The 15,333-nt window shown below is 43.4% G+C and carries 24 protein-coding genes and 1 pseudogene; 6 read left to right on the top strand and 19 right to left on the bottom strand.

Features of this window, described 5'->3' with window-relative positions; genetic code table 11:
* Window positions 1–12: 12 nt before the first annotated feature.
* From ACOTZP_RS21835 to ACOTZP_RS21770, 14 genes and pseudogenes are all read right to left on the bottom strand, one after another.
* Window positions 13–303, bottom strand: a complete 291-nt coding sequence (locus tag ACOTZP_RS21835) for a TrbC/VirB2 family protein (protein WP_000916156.1) — start codon at window positions 301–303, stop codon at window positions 13–15.
* The gene (locus tag ACOTZP_RS21830; protein WP_000953538.1) at window positions 287–931 is read right to left on the bottom strand and encodes a lytic transglycosylase domain-containing protein; all 645 of its coding nucleotides are present in this window, start codon (window positions 929–931) and stop codon (window positions 287–289) included. Before ACOTZP_RS21830 ends, ACOTZP_RS21835 begins: the two co-directional genes overlap by 17 nt.
* A 232-nt stretch (window positions 932–1,163) precedes the next feature.
* Window positions 1,164–1,673 (bottom strand): transcription termination/antitermination NusG family protein, encoded by a 510-nt coding sequence (locus ACOTZP_RS21825; RefSeq protein ID WP_000455437.1) that lies wholly within the window; start codon window positions 1,671–1,673, stop codon window positions 1,164–1,166.
* A 352-nt stretch (window positions 1,674–2,025) separates the two neighbouring features.
* Window positions 2,026–3,186, bottom strand: coding sequence for a MobP1 family relaxase (gene mobP1, locus ACOTZP_RS21820; RefSeq protein WP_004199101.1), 1,161 nt, complete (start codon window positions 3,184–3,186; stop codon window positions 2,026–2,028).
* A gap of 2 nt (window positions 3,187–3,188) precedes the next feature.
* The gene (gene ddp1, locus ACOTZP_RS21815; protein ID WP_001348698.1) at window positions 3,189–3,734 is read right to left on the bottom strand and encodes a DNA distortion polypeptide 1; all 546 of its coding nucleotides are present in this window, start codon (window positions 3,732–3,734) and stop codon (window positions 3,189–3,191) included.
* Between the two features lie 340 nt (window positions 3,735–4,074).
* Entirely contained in the window at window positions 4,075–4,332 is a 258-nt protein-coding gene (locus ACOTZP_RS21810) for a hypothetical protein (RefSeq protein WP_004199355.1), read from the bottom strand.
* Window positions 4,329–4,493 (bottom strand): hypothetical protein, encoded by a 165-nt coding sequence (locus tag ACOTZP_RS21805; protein WP_000004083.1) that lies wholly within the window; start codon window positions 4,491–4,493, stop codon window positions 4,329–4,331. The genes ACOTZP_RS21810 and ACOTZP_RS21805 overlap by 4 nt, the downstream gene beginning before the upstream one ends.
* 74 nt (window positions 4,494–4,567) lie before the next feature.
* Entirely contained in the window at window positions 4,568–4,906 is a 339-nt protein-coding gene (locus ACOTZP_RS21800; RefSeq protein WP_001099725.1) for a hypothetical protein, read from the bottom strand.
* Between the two features lie 93 nt (window positions 4,907–4,999).
* The gene (locus ACOTZP_RS21795; protein WP_000008707.1) at window positions 5,000–5,242 is read right to left on the bottom strand and encodes a hypothetical protein; all 243 of its coding nucleotides are present in this window, start codon (window positions 5,240–5,242) and stop codon (window positions 5,000–5,002) included.
* Entirely contained in the window at window positions 5,232–5,501 is a 270-nt protein-coding gene (locus ACOTZP_RS21790) for a hypothetical protein (RefSeq protein WP_001006717.1), read from the bottom strand. The genes ACOTZP_RS21795 and ACOTZP_RS21790 overlap by 11 nt, the downstream gene beginning before the upstream one ends.
* Window positions 5,502–5,509: 8 nt before the next feature.
* Window positions 5,510–6,061 (bottom strand): hypothetical protein, encoded by a 552-nt coding sequence (locus ACOTZP_RS21785; RefSeq protein WP_000662998.1) that lies wholly within the window; start codon window positions 6,059–6,061, stop codon window positions 5,510–5,512.
* Between the two features lie 59 nt (window positions 6,062–6,120).
* Entirely contained in the window at window positions 6,121–6,357 is a 237-nt protein-coding gene (locus tag ACOTZP_RS21780; protein ID WP_000792381.1) for a hypothetical protein, read from the bottom strand.
* 58 nt (window positions 6,358–6,415) lie between these two features.
* Window positions 6,416–6,931, bottom strand: coding sequence for a DnaJ domain-containing protein (locus tag ACOTZP_RS21775; protein ID WP_001025390.1), 516 nt, complete (start codon window positions 6,929–6,931; stop codon window positions 6,416–6,418).
* A gap of 589 nt (window positions 6,932–7,520) precedes the next feature.
* Window positions 7,521–7,673 (bottom strand): annotated as a pseudogene (locus tag ACOTZP_RS21770) (DNA-binding protein); the annotation flags it as partial.
* Between the two features lie 610 nt (window positions 7,674–8,283).
* Here ACOTZP_RS21770 and ACOTZP_RS21765 point away from each other — a divergent pair.
* From ACOTZP_RS21765 to ddp1 (ACOTZP_RS21755), 3 genes are all read left to right on the top strand, one after another.
* Window positions 8,284–9,297, top strand: a complete 1,014-nt coding sequence (locus tag ACOTZP_RS21765) for a replication initiation protein (protein ID WP_001348704.1) — start codon at window positions 8,284–8,286, stop codon at window positions 9,295–9,297.
* Window positions 9,298–9,305: 8 nt separating this feature from the next.
* The gene (locus tag ACOTZP_RS21760) at window positions 9,306–9,749 is read left to right on the top strand and encodes a hypothetical protein (RefSeq protein WP_001074369.1); all 444 of its coding nucleotides are present in this window, start codon (window positions 9,306–9,308) and stop codon (window positions 9,747–9,749) included.
* 187 nt (window positions 9,750–9,936) lie between these two features.
* Window positions 9,937–10,290, top strand: a complete 354-nt coding sequence (gene ddp1, locus ACOTZP_RS21755; RefSeq protein WP_000877224.1) for a DNA distortion polypeptide 3 — start codon at window positions 9,937–9,939, stop codon at window positions 10,288–10,290.
* 20 nt (window positions 10,291–10,310) lie between these two features.
* Here ddp1 (ACOTZP_RS21755) and ACOTZP_RS21750 read toward each other — a convergent pair whose 3' ends face one another.
* The 4 genes from ACOTZP_RS21750 to ACOTZP_RS21735 all read right to left on the bottom strand — a co-directional run bounded on the left by ACOTZP_RS21750 (window position 10,311) and on the right by ACOTZP_RS21735 (window position 12,194).
* Entirely contained in the window at window positions 10,311–10,595 is a 285-nt protein-coding gene (locus ACOTZP_RS21750) for a hypothetical protein (protein WP_001043731.1), read from the bottom strand.
* Window positions 10,596–10,630: 35 nt separating this feature from the next.
* Window positions 10,631–10,942, bottom strand: a complete 312-nt coding sequence (locus ACOTZP_RS21745; protein ID WP_000469598.1) for a hypothetical protein — start codon at window positions 10,940–10,942, stop codon at window positions 10,631–10,633.
* 205 nt (window positions 10,943–11,147) lie between these two features.
* Window positions 11,148–11,432, bottom strand: coding sequence for a hypothetical protein (locus tag ACOTZP_RS21740; RefSeq protein WP_001185481.1), 285 nt, complete (start codon window positions 11,430–11,432; stop codon window positions 11,148–11,150).
* A gap of 99 nt (window positions 11,433–11,531) precedes the next feature.
* Window positions 11,532–12,194: a division plane positioning ATPase MipZ gene (locus tag ACOTZP_RS21735; RefSeq protein ID WP_000516402.1), complete on the bottom strand. Its 663-nt coding sequence runs from the start codon at window positions 12,192–12,194 to the stop codon at window positions 11,532–11,534.
* Window positions 12,195–12,574: 380 nt separating this feature from the next.
* Here ACOTZP_RS21735 and ACOTZP_RS21730 point away from each other — a divergent pair, with 380 nt between their 5' ends.
* Window positions 12,575–13,237 carry a recombinase family protein gene (locus ACOTZP_RS21730; RefSeq protein ID WP_001549893.1) on the top strand — a complete coding sequence of 221 codons (663 nt, stop codon included), beginning with the start codon at window positions 12,575–12,577 and terminating at the stop codon, window positions 13,235–13,237.
* An 88-nt stretch (window positions 13,238–13,325) separates the two neighbouring features.
* Here ACOTZP_RS21730 and ACOTZP_RS21725 read toward each other — a convergent pair whose 3' ends face one another.
* On the bottom strand, window positions 13,326–14,546 hold the full coding sequence (locus ACOTZP_RS21725; RefSeq protein WP_000343760.1) for an ISL3-like element ISKox3 family transposase: 1,221 nt from the start codon (window positions 14,544–14,546) through the stop codon (window positions 13,326–13,328).
* Window positions 14,547–14,647: 101 nt separating this feature from the next.
* Here ACOTZP_RS21725 and ACOTZP_RS21720 point away from each other — a divergent pair, with 101 nt between their 5' ends.
* Complete coding sequence (locus tag ACOTZP_RS21720; protein ID WP_001549892.1) at window positions 14,648–14,887, top strand: hypothetical protein; 240 nt, start codon at window positions 14,648–14,650, stop codon at window positions 14,885–14,887.
* A 2-nt stretch (window positions 14,888–14,889) separates the two neighbouring features.
* Window positions 14,890–15,246 carry a S24 family peptidase gene (locus tag ACOTZP_RS21715; RefSeq protein ID WP_004199403.1) on the top strand — a complete coding sequence of 119 codons (357 nt, stop codon included), beginning with the start codon at window positions 14,890–14,892 and terminating at the stop codon, window positions 15,244–15,246.
* The last annotated feature ends 87 nt before the right edge of the window (window positions 15,247–15,333 follow it).

Here is a 15,333-nt window from a genome sequence, read left to right as displayed (position 1 = left end):
TTTTATTACATATTACGCTAACCAGTCAGGCAGATATGGCGCAACAATAAAGATGATAATCCCGATAATTAAAGGCGTAATCCACGCTGCATGCTGGCGTGAGAAGATAGCGATATAACCAATTACCAGCGCAATGATGGTGATTGCTGGCTTACGGATATCCGTCAGAAAATCGATAATCTTCTGCAAGAAGCCAGTTGTTTTAGTGGATACATCATCAGCAAAGGCGGGTTCTGCTACACAAAGCATCAATGCAGCCATAAATACAGAAAGAGTTAAATAACGTTTATTGAGTTTTAACATCGTTTGTTTCCTTTTCATCTAAAACAGTGCCACGCATGGCATATTGGGGATATACGGTAACTTCTTTAGGTTTGATACTCTGTGTTACATTCTCCTTTCTGATTGCATCTTTAACTGAAGGAACCACCCAGTTTTTTTTGTTATCAGGCGGATTAAACCCTATGCGCTGTATATAACTGGTGTTATTAAAATCTGATTCAGGTTTAGTTCCTGTTTCTGGATTGCCGGAATAATAGCAACTCAGGCCACGTAAAATATCGCCACCACGTTTATAACAATCCACCAAAATTTGCTCTGAAACCTTGAGATTTTCGCAGGGGTCAAACATTTTCTCAGCGGTTGTATTGAAGTTTGCAAAATTCGTACTCGTTATTTGCATAAGACCGACTGAGTAACGATGATTTCGTGATTCAATTTGATTTACGATCTGGAGTGCAGCCTCCTTAGTTTTGGGAAAGTAGGACACTACGCCTTTGTCACCGGGCTTACGTTCAACCTTCGGTATTATCTCGGCAATAGCATATGGGTTAAAACCAGATTCAACCCTTGCAACTTCATGCGCAGTATCGGGATGAACGCTGGCCGCGCATTGCAAAGCAAGCGCCGCAAAAGCAGTAGTAGATAACATGATTTTCTCCCGGCCAGAACAGCGCGGAAAGTTTAGACTGAATGGTTAGTCATCGAAGTCGTCATCGTCTTCATCGTCTTCGTTTATCAGCTCCTCAATAGCCTGGCTGGAATATTTTTTTATGAGGTACTGGACAACACCAGAGCTTGAAATACGTCGCCCCCTGCGATAGCCAATCTCCAGAGCAATTTTATCCAGTTCCTCACGAGAAGCTGAGGGCAGGTAGAGTGTATTACGTTGGGGCTTGCGTCTCGTTGCGGTTTTTTTTCGGGTAGCAGTCATTTTTCTTCCGTTTCATTTTGTGGGTTAAGCTTCTCTCTGTGATGTAGTGGATGAAAGCCATACTTCTTTGCTGCGGATTATCCATGAGTAGAATTTCAGCAAAATCGTGTGGAATTGATTTCCTTAAAAGATTTGCCTGAGCTGTTGTATGTGATTGTCTGTACAAAAGCTCCGCCATCACATCTTCTGGTACAGGTAAAGGCTCACCGCCAAATGAGATAAAGCGTTGTACGTAAGGGATAGCAGTTATTGTAGTGGAATGAACCTCTTCAAAATCTGCCTGGATAAAAAGATAACCGGGAAAAAGCGGCAAACGTCTTTCTCGATATGAAATTATCTTATCCGGGCGACGATACCTTTCAGTCTCCATAGGACAGAAGTAAGAGAAGTTCAGGCGTTCGAGATGAGCAAAAACTGCTGCAAATCTCGTAGTGGTGAATTGCAAAACATACCATTCCATAGTTTTTCCTTTCAGGCGCTCTCTCGACTCGGATGACCCCGAATCAGAGAAAAAAAACAAAAGGACAAATTTACATCTCATAAAAACTTTATCAGCTACATGTGCTGCGTTCAACCACACAAGCAGATCTTTAGATCGCATTTACGACACATTTCATTTTGTTTGTGCTTGTATTTTATTTATATCTAGATACATATGCTATTTGATAACAAAAAAGCAGATCGATTGATCACCATGCGCTTATTTTATAGTCAAGTTAACTAAATTTTTTACCGCTAGTTACTTTTTACAAAAACTCTGCTAACAAGATAAATAAATCGATCTTAATCAATAAGTTACCGGAGAGTATGAATTATCCTAAACGAATTCCGATTTTCACTTTCTGTTCGCTTTGAATCATCGACTGTTTTATTTGCGAGAAATTTCTCATCTGGAGTTGCTGTTTCTTAATCATCTCCGCGCTGTTCAGCACCAGCTCTTTACTGGATGAAGAGATTCTGTCTATGCCCTTAACCCCCAGGTTCTCTAGCTGCCACTCATTCCTGTGTGCAGTCTTCCAGCCATGCTGTACACCGTTCTTATCAAGTGCAGGGATTTTCACCTCCTTTTGTCCTAACTTCTTCAGCTTAACAAGATCACCTTTCTTAACGTTCTCGCGAGTGGTTAACTCACCAAAATCAGCCCCCCAATATGTTTTCTCCACGCCCTTGTTCAGTGTCTTAAGCTTTATGAAATGCTGCTTTGGTTTGGTTTTATCGTTCTGATAATGGTCGTAGCCAACATCAACAACCTCATAAACGCCCTTCTGTCGTTTTGGCGCTGTTTTGTGCGCATCTTTAATAGACTGGTTAAGTCCATGCTGCTGCTTATGAGTGGCTTTAACGTCATAGCCCTTCATCTTCAGCTCTTCACAAAAACCTGTACGAATTTCCCGTAAATCTTTTTTCCTGATATCAGCTCGTTTACCGTCATTATCACGAATACGAAAAACGACATGCACGTGTGGATGTTCTTTTTTGTCGTTATGATAGCCAAGCACAAAACGATGATTTGGGTACTTCTTGTTCATCGTTTTCCTGACAGACTCAAGCAGATCTTCAGGTTTTACCTTTGCTGATACAGGCGGTGAAAACACAATATTTTGGGTTACTTTTTTATTTTCCTTACCTTTATCATCGAAAACATTTTGAGGGTCATTAGCACGATCTATCATGTGCTCTTTAGCCTCCTGAATCTCATCACCTTTCCATACCTGACCGCTTTCACTCATCACTGGCAGCTCTGACTCCCGGCTCATATAGTCAATACTGTTTCGAACTCCCTGCCGGGTAATCGCACCTCCTGAGATTTTGACAACAACCTCCTTACTGGCACCCTTGCGGTTGATACGTTCCTGAACGTTGCGTTGATAGTTTTTACCACCATTTTTAACTTTATGGGCGAAAGCAGACTTGCGGCCAGCTTCAGAGGACTTACGCTTAACCCTGAATTCCTTGTCAACATAAACGCCCATGATTACACCTCAACCTTGTTAGAAACAGTTCGCCCTTTGCATAACATAATGTAGTTTTCAAACTCACTTTTGAGACTCATTATCTCTGAACTCAACCGCTCAGCGTCCTGATAGAACCCATCTTTATCAAGTACTCTGGCATTATCATTAACGATAATATAATGAAAGTTTCGCCCTATTTTATCTATTGCATTACGGCAACGATTCATCACCAGAAGTTCCTGATCGAAAAAATCAAGTTCATTTTCAAGTGTCGTCTGGATTCGATAACGACATTCTCTGGATAAATTCCAGCCATGACGATGAGCCGCTTTCTCTATTAAAGTTCTTTGTTTCCCTGTCAAATACATTGTGGTTTTGATAAAATCATCATTGTCTTTTGACACATTAACATCTTCATTTTTAACCTTGCTTTTCAGTAAAGCATTGGCAAGCAGCTTCATTCCTTTTGCCACGGTTAAACCCGGTTCATCTGGATAAAGTGTTTTAAGACAATCAAGTAGATCATCATGTTGGCTTTCTTCAATCCTGAATTGAACTTTTTTCATAAAACTCTCCAACAAGAACCGACTGTAGGTCACCGGGCAAACGTTGCGGAATGGCGTCAGAGACGTCATTTTGCGGCGTTTGCCCTATCCTGCATCGCAGTGAACTACCTCCACACATAAATTGTGCTTCAGCGTCCATCGAAATGCAAAAAATGAAAGGCTATCGTGGCTGTGATCTGGTGCGTCTGCGACCGGAGACAACGGATTCGCGGCTAACTTGGGCGGAAATAAATTCGCTACGCGAATGGCCTGGCAGGGGGCGCGAGCGCTGTTTTACGGAATATACAAAAAAAGCACCTCCCGTAAACGGGAGGGCTTCGGCGATTCAGGAACGGGAATTTTATTCTGCCTCTGGTGTGTCGCCTTCCATGCCCTGCCGGGCATCATGGAGCCAGCGGCGGAGGTTACTCATTCTTTCCCGGTTTGCCCGGCTGGGACTTTTTCCCCTGTTACCGCTTAGTATACTCCAGACTCTTAACCCGGCCTCGTTAGTCCAGTGCAATACAATTTCCCCTTTGCTGTTAAATCCCAGCGAAAACCGGACAGCTCCCCGCCTCTGTTCTGCACTGATAAAATCTAAAAACTCCTGTTTTTTCATAGCACCTCCTGTTTTTCTATCAGTGCTTTTGTTTCTTTCTTTTCCAGGGCTTTTCTGAGTAATGCCATGTACTCAGGAAAAGCAGAGAATGGCATCAAGGGAAAAACCGGACGCCCACCCTTTTCAACAGTCTGTATTGCTGATAACATGCGTTCCGACATTTTATATTCCTCGCGAGGGAATTGAGTGTCACGGTATCAGGTTGCCTCCACAACCTGATACCACCCCTAATTGATTAACTCCGCAGTTCTCTTATCGCTTCATTTTTGGCTTCCTCCAGTTCTTTAAGGGTATATGCGAAATTCTTCCAGTTAATTACTTCGTTTATAACCTCAGATTTACTTAAACCACACTCATTAAACCAAAAGTTAATATTTTTCTTGAGGGAATTTTTCGCCGTCAGTTCCTCGGACAACAATTCACTAACAGACGTGATAACATAACCACGACCGCGATTTTTATCTTCGAAAGAATGAACGGCAAGGAAGAGAGTTTCTGAATGGACAAAAGCAGAGCAGGTGATTTTTTCTTTCTTAGTGTTTAAAGCCTGGAAAGTGATAACATACGTGTTCATTTTAGTCTCCCGCCCGTTTGGGCTACTGGATCATGGTAAGGAACTATTCCCGACCTACAAATAAATTATACCATCATATGATGGTAATGCAATTTATTTAGTCACTTTATCCTGATTTTTTTCTCTCTTAACGAGCTGGTAATCTGGATGTTCATCAGCCAGGAGCAAAAGTAATTCATACGTACCAGCGGCTAAACCACGAGACGTTTTACCGGATGTTTCTTTGGCTTGCCAGGCTGATAACGTAAAACCAAACCGTTCAGCGGCTTCCTGCTGCGTAAAGCCAGCTTTAATACGTGCTTGTTTCACCTCTTCAGGTGTTGGCTTAAAACTCATGATTTTGTACCTTCACAATAGTATCTGTATAGAATTTCAATAAAATTGGATCATCAATTTCATCTTTAACGTTCGAGAATTCTTCGTAATAAAATGATTTTTGGAAAACAATCTTTTTAGTTGTTTTTTTATCCGCTTCTTTAGAGCGTACCTTCATCAGTTTTTCAAGTTCAATAAACAAACGTGTTGCATCTTCAGACACAACAATCCTGTATGTTACATTACCTTTGTTTTTCCTGTCGCTCAGGACTTCATTCATTTTTTGCCTCATAGCTGTTTAATAAACCCCGCTACCTTTATGAGCTGATCTACACTCAGGCCACGAATTACCATTTCATATCCGTCGCCCCGTTCTGATACGTTACCATCTAACCCATTCTCAACTTTAAACCCGGTCAATGTCCCATGCCAGCTTTCAAGATGCACTAAACGAGATAGCATTCCTTTCAGGATCAGTTTTTTCTCGCGTTTTTGCTGTAACTGTTGTTCATACTCTCGCGCCATATCTACATTATCTAAAGCATCCGACAGGATTTTCTTTTCAATATCGGCGGCGATTTCTACAGGGTTACGCTCTGGCGATACTGTGCAAGTATGGTAAGGACTTCTCCAGCTGCGACTATCTACGCTTCCAATGATAACTAACCTTCCTTTCTCCATTCGAATATGTATAGAGTAATTTTTAAAATCAGGTGAGGTTAGCTTAATCCTGTACTGGCAATCATCGAGCAGATTTACACGCCAGCCGTTCCCCAGGATTCGACAAACGATTTCAAACACCGGTTTATACCGTTCAAAGAAATTTTTCTGTTCTTTCATCGATTCAGCCTTTTGAACTCAATAAAAAAGCCGTAAATCGAATTACGGCAGTTTTAAGACTATTCATCAAAGTGTCCATCATCACTTGCAGCTTCCTGGGCTTCGCATTCCTGCTGATATGCTTCTTCCTTCGCAAAAAGATGCGCCCATCCTTCTGCGTTTAAGCCACGGTGCAAGACTGAACCATTTTCATTGCATTCTTTGGCTGTAACTTCGATCTCATCCGGGCAAATGTAGGCTCCGTAACTTTCAAAAATGTTTATCAGCTCCGCTTCCGTTATGGTCTTGTTTTTCATCAACGTGTCTCCGAATCAATCTTTGCCATGTTCTAGGGGGCTTTCGCCCCCATTCCGGTTATGCGCTTGCTTCTACACGTGTCCAGCCTGACGCCTTACGTTTACCCGCTGTACCATACATTTCACGAATTTCTTCAATGCTGTGTTCTTTACGGTTCCAGCGGCTTTTGTGTTCTTCAGGACGGTAAAACCATTGTTTTTTCTTAGATGCCCACTTACAGCCCATTTCCTTTAAAATGTCTTTGTGTTCTTTAGTTTCTCCGCTAATCCAGACCCAATTACCAATAACTTCATAGACAATCCCTGTAAGGCCGGAAAGCGTATTCAGAACTTTTTCCAGATCTTCACCGTAGTTGTAACGTGCGTTTTCATCAGTGCTTTGAAACTGATTGATTTTATCAATGTTAGCCATGAGAAAATCAAACGCAGCATTTACTGCTTTCATCAGCTCGGCACCCAATGGATTGCGGTCTGGATGATATTTTAAAGCCGCTTTTTTGTATGCCGCCTTGATGTCCTTTTCAGTCAGATCACCGGATAAACCAAAAACGTTTAATGCTTCCTGAATATTCATTTTTCGCTCCCGCCCGTGTGGGCTTCTGGAATCTGGCAGGGAACCATTCCCAACCAACAAATTCATTATACCATCAAATGATGGTTATGGAATCATTTTTAATGCTTTACATTGTAAAGATTACATAAAGATGTATATTGCTTTACCGCGCATGAAGGGATTTCCGAAAGAGGCGCGAACTGTAGTTACATAATGCGCTGTCGTAACATCGCGCCGGAGACGTTCGCCAGGACTGGCGAACCAACAAGCCCGAATGAGAGCGATAACCCCCCTCACCCCTGCCAGGCCAATTTCTGACTATCAGACGATGTTTAGCCTGTCGCAGTTAGCGCGTGAGCTTGCGAACGGTACGCCGGGTCAGTGTGAAACACTGGCGCGGGGCGCTGTATCTGCGCGTTATGAGATGCGTTAGCAGCGAATTACGGGGCGGGTTGCTGAAACCGATTGATGCCTGACAGCAAAAAATGAATCCGGGCGCCAGCTGCTGCACGAAAATTGCCAGCAAAAAACACTTGGCCATCCTCGCCGGTCGTGAAATTTTGCTGGCATAAGAAATAATCCCCCCGGTATGAGGGGCTTGTCTGAAAGGTTAGTGGTTGGGCTTACTGAGAGTGAACTGTAACCCGGCTACTGCTGCAAGCTGTGCAAGTGTTGTGATGGTCGGGTTTCCGTTCGGGGATAATGCGCGGTAGATACTCTGACGAGCAAGGCCGGATTTTTTGGCCGCCTCTGTTATACCCCCTGATTAGGGATCAGGTTAAAAACGAGCTGTATGACGTTCTAAGCGCATTTTACCCGCTCCGTTGAACCATGACCGGGTTAAAGCGGTTAAAACGCCTCTGAGGGCTTTTGAGAGCATTTAAGAATTGGATCGGAAAAGGATCCCGTCTGGATCTTTTAGAGAGATTACACCGCTCGCCGCAGCCGAACGACAGGGCGAAGCCCGCGAGTGAGCGAGGAAGCGGAATTTCCACGGGGTTTCAATAGAGCACTTACGCGCTAAGGTTAATATTTGCTCAATTTTTGGTGGTGCAGTGCTCAGGGAGGCCAGACGGATCTATCCTCTGGATTTATGCTGAGTTATCCACAGACGCTGTGCATTAAAAGCCTTATATTTTCTTCTTGATCTTAAAAACTTAAAAACTTAGCTCGCTTCAATTACCTGAAAATTATGGAAAAAAATTGCTAAAGGTGAGAGGATTTTTCACGTAAGGTGAGAGGATTTTTCACGTAAGGTGAGAAGATTTTTAAGTTAAGGTAGTTAGATTTTTCACTAAAGATGAGAGGATTTTTCACGTAAGGTGAGAAGATTTTTAACGGTTTCCACAGTTTGACTGAACATCAAGTGAAACATGCGGTTGTTGCTATCTTTAGATATGAAGATCCTCAGATCTTCATATCTAAAGGTGAGAGGTTTTTTAATTAAAGGTTGTATTGTTGTCTTGAATTACAACCTTTGTGGGGTTATGATTTGCCTACATAGGAAAGGTTATATGAGGCTTATCGTGAAGACAGTAACGGGATTAACGAAAGTTAGACATAGAAATGAAGTTGGGGTAACTCTTGCATCCCTTTCCCTTTCAGCAAAAAGAGTGCTTTTTCTGGCTCTTTGCCAGATTGATACAAAGGAAATGTTAGATGATGATATTTTGGAGGTTGATGCTGACTTTTTTTCAAAAGCTACTTCTTTAGATAAATATGCCTCTTATGCAGCTCTGAAAGAGGGAGCTAAAGTTCTTTCTTCAACTACGTTAGTTTTAAACAGAGATGATTTAAAAAATTTGGCTGATGAACTTGGGATACTATCATCTAAGAATAAAATACCTGATCGCTTGGATTTAAACTTAACAGAATTCTGTGCCTATTACGATCATCTTGCAACTGTACGGATAAAATTCACAAATACAGCTAAGCGATATTTTTCTAAGTTGATTGGTTCTGAAAATAGATATACCACTCAGGTATTGAAATCAGTTGTGTTGTTGAACAGTGTAAACTCAACAAACCTTTATCAAGTCATTAGGAAATATTACAGTCAGAATAGTTCAAAAAAATCTTTTGATATATCCGTGGATGATTTAAAAGAGGAAATGGGACTTTATACTATTGAGGAAGGGGAGAAGAAATATAAGTATCCTAAATACTCATTTTTTGTTCGTGATGTTATCAATAAAAGCATTAATGAGATAATTGAGAAAACGGAAATAAATCAGTTATCTTTCTCTGTTGTTGGGAAAAAAGGGAGAATGGCTCACATGCTTAGATTTGAGTTTAGTATAAATGAAAAATCCTCATCCTTTTCGGAAGATGATATGGCATTTTTAGAGGAGTTTGACAAAGTCGTTCCACCAAAAAAGAATAAGTGAGGCAAAACATGGCTAAAATATATGAGTTTCCGCAGGGAGCCGAACGAAGTAAGCTGAAAAAAGAAATCATCCGGGAACGTAAAAAACGATTGCGAGAAACGAACGGTAACCCGGTTATCCGGCACGCTAAATGGTTCTGGTTTTATCTACGTCTTGCTACGGCTGGCGCACTGCATTTAGTCTCTGTTATTTCTCTGGCAGTCCTGGGGGCTTTCAGTAAAGCTATTTTCTGGATTGGTGGAATGCTCTGTGTTGTTACATGGTTCCACCTTGAGCGCCAGTTCTGGACGCCGCAAAATTTCACGATTCCAGTAATCGTAACGCTGTGGGGATTGAGTTTGTTTGCCACTCCCCTGATGGAGCTGCTTAACAAAAAAATGCCGTGGTATCGTCTTCTGGTTCCTGATGCAAAGCACACTAGCACTGAGGCAACCAATGATGATCAGCCGTGAAGCAACAATGTTATCCAGTCGGCTTGCAGTGCTTCTTTCAGCCTTTTATCATCGGTTAATCATAGCGCACGAGGCGAGTTCTTTTCACTGCGATGCAGGATAGGGCAAACGCCGCAAAATGACGTCTCTGACGCCATTCCGCAACGTTTGCCCGGTGACCTACAGTCGGTTCTTGTTGGAGAGAGTTATGAAATATCAGGTTAAAGAGTTTATTAACGAAAAATATTCTAAGGCTGTTAATATTTTAAAGGATAACCTTAAAGAACACTACCATATTTTTTATGGTTTGAGATTAAGTGAGATTCTTTTTCCTGCCAGCGAATACGGCTCTGAAATGTTTTTTCAGGAGTTTGAAGCGATTAACAGTGTAATATTGCCTTTGGTGATTTTTGATTTGATAGACCGAAAGCCGATTATGGTTATCGGCTTCGGTGAAGTATGTGGAGTTGATTCACTTGTTGATTCTGGTATAGAAGTTGTTTCTTTAGACGGTTTAAGCGATCTGCTACTGGTTGAAAAACTGACGCCATTATTTAACTAAACCTCTGGATAACTATCTTTTCAGTTTTCCAGTAAGATTTTTTCTATATCTGAAAGCACTATTTTTTCAATGCTTTCTATATAGTAATGCTCATTAAAACCTGTCATTTCTGTAAATTTTAGCTCTGCATCATCTTTCGAATAAGCAATAACAACTCTGAAATCATTTTCCCACAAATCCCACCTGTATTTGTCTTTTATACGAACCCTGTACAATCCTTTTTGGATAGTGCCATCTTTTTTCTCTTCCTGTACTTTTTTTAATTTTTCATTTTGCACCTGTTGTTCAAGCCATGATTTATTCATAAATCCCCCACGGTTAACGTCTTTAGGCTCGGTTTTTACTTAACGAAATCTTCCGGTTTTACACCTGTTTTTACCTTCATATACTTGCCCTCCCCCCTTAGCTTCGGCTGAAGTTCGGTAAAGTACCATCCGGCAACGGTAATAATGCCTAAAAATACAAAAATAGCAGGCTTCAGAACATCAATAGCTGATACAGCGCATAACTCAATATTGAGATTAGTACAAGTTCCCTCATCAGGTGCATAGAACCCCCATAAGCCTATACCTATAAGGAACATCCCCAATATCGGTTGGATGTATAACAAGTAGATATTAATAAGAGTTTTAATATATCTGAATATGAACATTTTTCTTTCCTTAGGTTTCTTTCTATTTTGGATTTCCAATTCTTAACCAATGTGATGGTTCGACAATCCATTCTCCGCAGTCATAGGCAACGGCCTTATTATGCCTGTTAGCGAACCATACTAACCAGGCTAATAATCGCTGATTGCCGCTGTATTTGGTTTATCTCTAACCATCACAACATATCTCTTTTTCTTAGCCATAACGCTACCCTAATTTTGCAGATTCAAGCAGCCAGTGGTTTTTCAGGTTCTCGTCCAGGTTATCGAATGCGGCCAGCGCTGCCTTTAGAACGGTTGTCTTGCTCTGGCCTGTTCTCTGCGCCTCCGCTTCCAGGATCTCCTCAAAGTACGCTGGCAGTCTGAAGTTCATCAACTTTGGTTTACCCGCTACAGGCGCTCTGGTAGCGCCGGAGATAAAACGCGCGGTTTCTGCGTTTGTTGCTGGTTGCTGAGATTCATCGATGTTCGGGCGGTTTAGTTTTAAAGCCATGAAAATTTCCCCTTGTACGGTATGCATTAATTGTAAATATCATAGTATCTTTATGGTGTATTTACAATGTAAAGATTTCGATGAATATTGTTGATATTTCTATAAAATGCCAATTTCCTGTGCCACAAGTTCAATCTGTGCTTTCGCTGTTGAAAGGCTCGATGCCCGGCTAACGTCATGTACCCCTGCCCCTTCATTACAGGCGCTTTCATACACATCCAGCTCGGATATCCGGGTTTTCAGAGGTTGAATCCAGATGTTGTCCGAACGCAGTAATTTATCCAGATCAATGGCCGCTTTTCTGTGGCGGGGTTTCGCTGAGTTGATTCTGGTGAACAGCACCCACGGTTCCAGAGCTGCGTTAGCTTTCTGAGCGGTGCGGATTTTCTCTGTAACACTGGTCAGTGTTTCGCTTTCGAAATCAGAGGACGGCTTAACCAGTGTCACCACGATATCTGATACTGTCAGGGCGCTACGGAACTCCTGGCTGTCGTGGCCGGGGCAATCGACAATGAGAACTTCACACAGCTTACTAAGGCGCTTAATTTCGTTGCTGACGTTTCCGTAAGCTGCGTGAACCGGGATAGTGAGTAAGCCGTTATCTGTCCGCTTTTCGTTCCAGCTCAACAGATCGTGGTTTTTATCTGTCTTCAGGATAATTACCGACTTACCTTTGTTGACCAGCATTGAGCCTGTGTTAGCCACGTAGGTGCTTTTGCCTACCCCACCTTTATCTGATACGACAAGCAAGATTTTACCCATTTCAGAATCCCTCTCTTTATGTTGTAAAGCTCATGTAAAGATATGAATGTCTTTACATGGTGTGTTTTTCGTAAAGATACTTTTGTCTTTACAGTGTCTTTATAATGCAATGGCTTTACCATGTAAAGCACAAATAAAGATATATTTATCTTTATGGTGTCTTTACATGGTAAATGTTGCTGTGTCTTTATGTGCGCTTTATGGTGTAAATCTTGGTGTGTCTTTACATCATCTTTATGTTGTAAATTTTTAGTGTGACGTTGTCACTATAGGGCTGGGGTCTGTTTGCTGGTTCTTTTTGAGTGTGCCTTCCCTGAACCAACTGAAATGGGTACTGTATGGGTGTGTCTGGTTAACTCAAAATGAACTGGTTCCCTATAATGACTCAAACAGTACCGAAAGGCTTTGTCAGAGCTTACTTACGCGCATCCACGACTGAACAGGATGCAACACGCGCCCTGGACACGATAAATACCTTCGCCATCGAGCGCGGCCTGAGCATCTGTAACTACTACATTGAAAATGAATCAGGTTCTAAGCTTGAACGCCCTGAGTTGTTCCGGCTCCTGAAAGATTGTCAGCAAAACGATATCTTGCTGGTAGAGGATGTGGACAGGCTTTCACGCCTGGTAGGGGAGGACTGGAACACACTGAAGAAAATGATCCGGCAGAAAGATATCCGGGTTGTGGCCGTCAACGTTCCGACAACCTGGCTCGCATCGGGTCACAATGATTTTGACAGCCGAATGTTTTCGGCCATAAACGATATGTTGCTGGATATGCTGGCCGCCGTCGCCAGGCGAGACTATGAACAGCGCCGGGAACGGCAGCAGCAGGGGATCGCCAGGGCGAAAAGGGAAGGGAAGTATAAAGGCCGCCAGGTTAATCAGTCTCGCTATGACGCCATAAACAGGCTGATTGCGAGCGGCAGCTCCTGGAGCCAGATTCAAAAAGTGCTGGGTTGTAGCCGGGCGACTATCAGCAAAGCTGTGAAGCAACAGACCGTTAACAAAATGAACCATGAACCTGAAGGTAGGGAGTAGTTACAACATAATAAACAGTGTGTTGAAGAATAAAACTGATTCTTTATACTGTATATGCATGGGTCTTCCCCGATCATGGTGGGAAGGCTCAGAACGCCATATTCAGCTTTCCGTAGTGGAACATCACCCCCAGTTTAAAGCGCTCCCGGTTTCGGTATCCCCTGGCTTTTATCCTCAGCAGCCTGATCTTGCTGTTAAGTGCCTCCGCATTTCCGTTTGAGACACTGTGTCGCATCGCATTCAGGATCCCGTACAGCCTTTTTCCTATCGTTTTCGCGGCATTTTTCATCATGGGAACGTCACTGTTAGCCGCCAGCGCCAACCATCTCTGCCAGTCACTCCGTCTTTCCTCGCTCCATGGCCTGTTCCAGATATCCTTTGCCAGCTCTTTCAGCGCCCAGCACTGGCTCGTCAGCTTCATCTGTGCACGCAGCCACATCAGCTTTTCCTGCCGGGATTCGGTCATCCACTTATCGCTGTACTGCCACAGGAAGCGGGTTCCTTTTGCCTGGTGTCGGCTTTCAACAGGGAGGTGCGGATGTTCATTCTGACGGGTTTTATCAACTACCTCGCCCAGTTGCTTCGCCACATGGAAGCGGTCAAAGGCGATTTTCTCAACCGCACTGGGTAAGTGGATACGCGCTGCTCTTATATAGCCCGCGTTCATGTCCATTGAGAGCGTTTTGATAGCCAGCAACTGCCCATCAGTGAGCGTGCGAAGATAGCCGGCAAGACTCTCTGTGCCGCGATCATCCGTTAAGGCCAGCGCCCGACCATCGCGATCGGAGATCACCGTTATGTAACGATGTCCTTTTTTAAAGGCGACCTCATCCACATTCATATGACGGGCGGATAATGGCTTTTTTATCCGGGCAAGACCTCGCTTAACTGCCCGGGTCATAATGCCGTCAACCGCATTCCAACTGAGCTTAAGTTGCTTCCTGACAGCATCAACGGTGCTGATTTTCAGCCATGAGAGAACGAACGATTCGAATAGCAACGTATACCGGCTTCCGGGGCCAGCCCACGGAACAGGCAACGTCAGGCAGCCATGCTCCGGACACATAATTCGTGGAACATCGGCTTCAACAATAGTGGTGAACTGGCAGGTATCAAGATGGCGCCATTTACGATGACGGTGATCGTGAACAGAACAGGATTTACCGCAGGTCGGACAGGCTAGCCGGGTGTTTTCAGCGATCTCAATAGTGACAGTAACAGAACCGGCATTTTCATCGAGAGAAAGGGACTTTACCTGCCACGGATCGGACAGGTTGAGAATATGAGCGTAGAGGGACTTTTCGTCCATGGCGGTGACCTCTGGCGATTAAATACACCATTATCATGCCTTCAGCCACCACAACAAGGGAAGACCCATATGCATACAGCTATATTGATCGGAGGTTTTTCATGCCTAGACACTATGAAATTGACTCAGCCTGGCGTGCGAGCATTAAGCGTGAGCCGAACGGTCGTCAGACAGTTACGACAGAAGCCTTTGTCAGCCAGCTTGCGCTGATTAATTTTCACTGGAGTTGTCGCCAAGCAAATCAGTGGATTGAAACCTACGTGACCGTTTTTAAAGACATTTCCACTCAGGAAGGAGAGAACCGGACATTCATGCTTTTTAACCCCAACGGAGGCCGTTAAAAATGGGTTTTCCATCGCCAGCAACCGACTACCAGGAAAACAGGCTGTCACTCGATCAGCACTGTAATACAGGAGCGCCGGGAGTATTCTTTTTTCGAAGTGATACCTACTCTTTCCGGGAAGGGATAAAGCCTGGTGCGCTGCTCATAGTAGATTTTGGGGGCACGCCCGTTGACGGGTCTTTGGTGCTCTGTGTCCTGGAACAAGAATTCAGGATCATGCGATTGCGACTACACCCCAAGCGGTGTCTCCAGGAACTCGATAAGCTGGATAACTTCAGGGCTATACCTGATGACGATGAGGACGGGTTGGAGGTCAGGGGGGTCATTACGCACATTGTGGCACTGTTGCAAAGTTAGCGATGAGGCAGCCTTTTGTCTTATTCAAAGGCCTTACATTTCAAAAACTCTGCTTACCAGGCGCATTTCGCCCAGGGGATCACCATA

Source organism: Enterobacter cloacae complex sp. SYL001, assembly GCF_049237025.1.
GTDB lineage: Bacteria > Pseudomonadota > Gammaproteobacteria > Enterobacterales > Enterobacteriaceae > Enterobacter > Enterobacter intestinihominis.
This window is presented reverse-complemented; position numbering and strand designations above follow the sequence as displayed.

Bases quoted from the DNA above. Each gene is read 5' to 3' on its own strand.
- ACOTZP_RS21835 (WP_000916156.1), bottom strand. From the start codon at position 303: ATGTTAAAACTCAATAAACGTTATTTAACTCTTTCTGTATTTATGGCT.
- ACOTZP_RS21830 (WP_000953538.1), bottom strand. From the start codon at position 931: ATGTTATCTACTACTGCTTTTGCGGCGCTTGCTTTGCAATGCGCGGCC.
- ACOTZP_RS21825 (WP_000455437.1), bottom strand. From the start codon at position 1,673: ATGGAATGGTATGTTTTGCAATTCACCACTACGAGATTTGCAGCAGTT.
- mobP1 (WP_004199101.1), bottom strand. From the start codon at position 3,186: ATGGGCGTTTATGTTGACAAGGAATTCAGGGTTAAGCGTAAGTCCTCT.
- ddp1 (WP_001348698.1), bottom strand. From the start codon at position 3,734: ATGAAAAAAGTTCAATTCAGGATTGAAGAAAGCCAACATGATGATCTA.
- ACOTZP_RS21810 (WP_004199355.1), bottom strand. From the start codon at position 4,332: ATGAAAAAACAGGAGTTTTTAGATTTTATCAGTGCAGAACAGAGGCGG.
- ACOTZP_RS21805 (WP_000004083.1), bottom strand. From the start codon at position 4,493: ATGTCGGAACGCATGTTATCAGCAATACAGACTGTTGAAAAGGGTGGG.
- ACOTZP_RS21800 (WP_001099725.1), bottom strand. From the start codon at position 4,906: ATGAACACGTATGTTATCACTTTCCAGGCTTTAAACACTAAGAAAGAA.
- ACOTZP_RS21795 (WP_000008707.1), bottom strand. From the start codon at position 5,242: ATGAGTTTTAAGCCAACACCTGAAGAGGTGAAACAAGCACGTATTAAA.
- ACOTZP_RS21790 (WP_001006717.1), bottom strand. From the start codon at position 5,501: ATGAATGAAGTCCTGAGCGACAGGAAAAACAAAGGTAATGTAACATAC.
- ACOTZP_RS21785 (WP_000662998.1), bottom strand. From the start codon at position 6,061: ATGAAAGAACAGAAAAATTTCTTTGAACGGTATAAACCGGTGTTTGAA.
- ACOTZP_RS21780 (WP_000792381.1), bottom strand. From the start codon at position 6,357: ATGAAAAACAAGACCATAACGGAAGCGGAGCTGATAAACATTTTTGAA.
- ACOTZP_RS21775 (WP_001025390.1), bottom strand. From the start codon at position 6,931: ATGAATATTCAGGAAGCATTAAACGTTTTTGGTTTATCCGGTGATCTG.
- ACOTZP_RS21765 (WP_001348704.1), top strand. From the start codon at position 8,284: ATGCGGTTGTTGCTATCTTTAGATATGAAGATCCTCAGATCTTCATAT.
- ACOTZP_RS21760 (WP_001074369.1), top strand. From the start codon at position 9,306: ATGGCTAAAATATATGAGTTTCCGCAGGGAGCCGAACGAAGTAAGCTG.
- ddp1 (WP_000877224.1), top strand. From the start codon at position 9,937: ATGAAATATCAGGTTAAAGAGTTTATTAACGAAAAATATTCTAAGGCT.
- ACOTZP_RS21750 (WP_001043731.1), bottom strand. From the start codon at position 10,595: ATGAATAAATCATGGCTTGAACAACAGGTGCAAAATGAAAAATTAAAA.
- ACOTZP_RS21745 (WP_000469598.1), bottom strand. From the start codon at position 10,942: ATGTTCATATTCAGATATATTAAAACTCTTATTAATATCTACTTGTTA.
- ACOTZP_RS21740 (WP_001185481.1), bottom strand. From the start codon at position 11,432: ATGGCTTTAAAACTAAACCGCCCGAACATCGATGAATCTCAGCAACCA.
- ACOTZP_RS21735 (WP_000516402.1), bottom strand. From the start codon at position 12,194: ATGGGTAAAATCTTGCTTGTCGTATCAGATAAAGGTGGGGTAGGCAAA.
- ACOTZP_RS21730 (WP_001549893.1), top strand. From the start codon at position 12,575: ATGACTCAAACAGTACCGAAAGGCTTTGTCAGAGCTTACTTACGCGCA.
- ACOTZP_RS21725 (WP_000343760.1), bottom strand. From the start codon at position 14,546: ATGGACGAAAAGTCCCTCTACGCTCATATTCTCAACCTGTCCGATCCG.
- ACOTZP_RS21720 (WP_001549892.1), top strand. From the start codon at position 14,648: ATGCCTAGACACTATGAAATTGACTCAGCCTGGCGTGCGAGCATTAAG.
- ACOTZP_RS21715 (WP_004199403.1), top strand. From the start codon at position 14,890: ATGGGTTTTCCATCGCCAGCAACCGACTACCAGGAAAACAGGCTGTCA.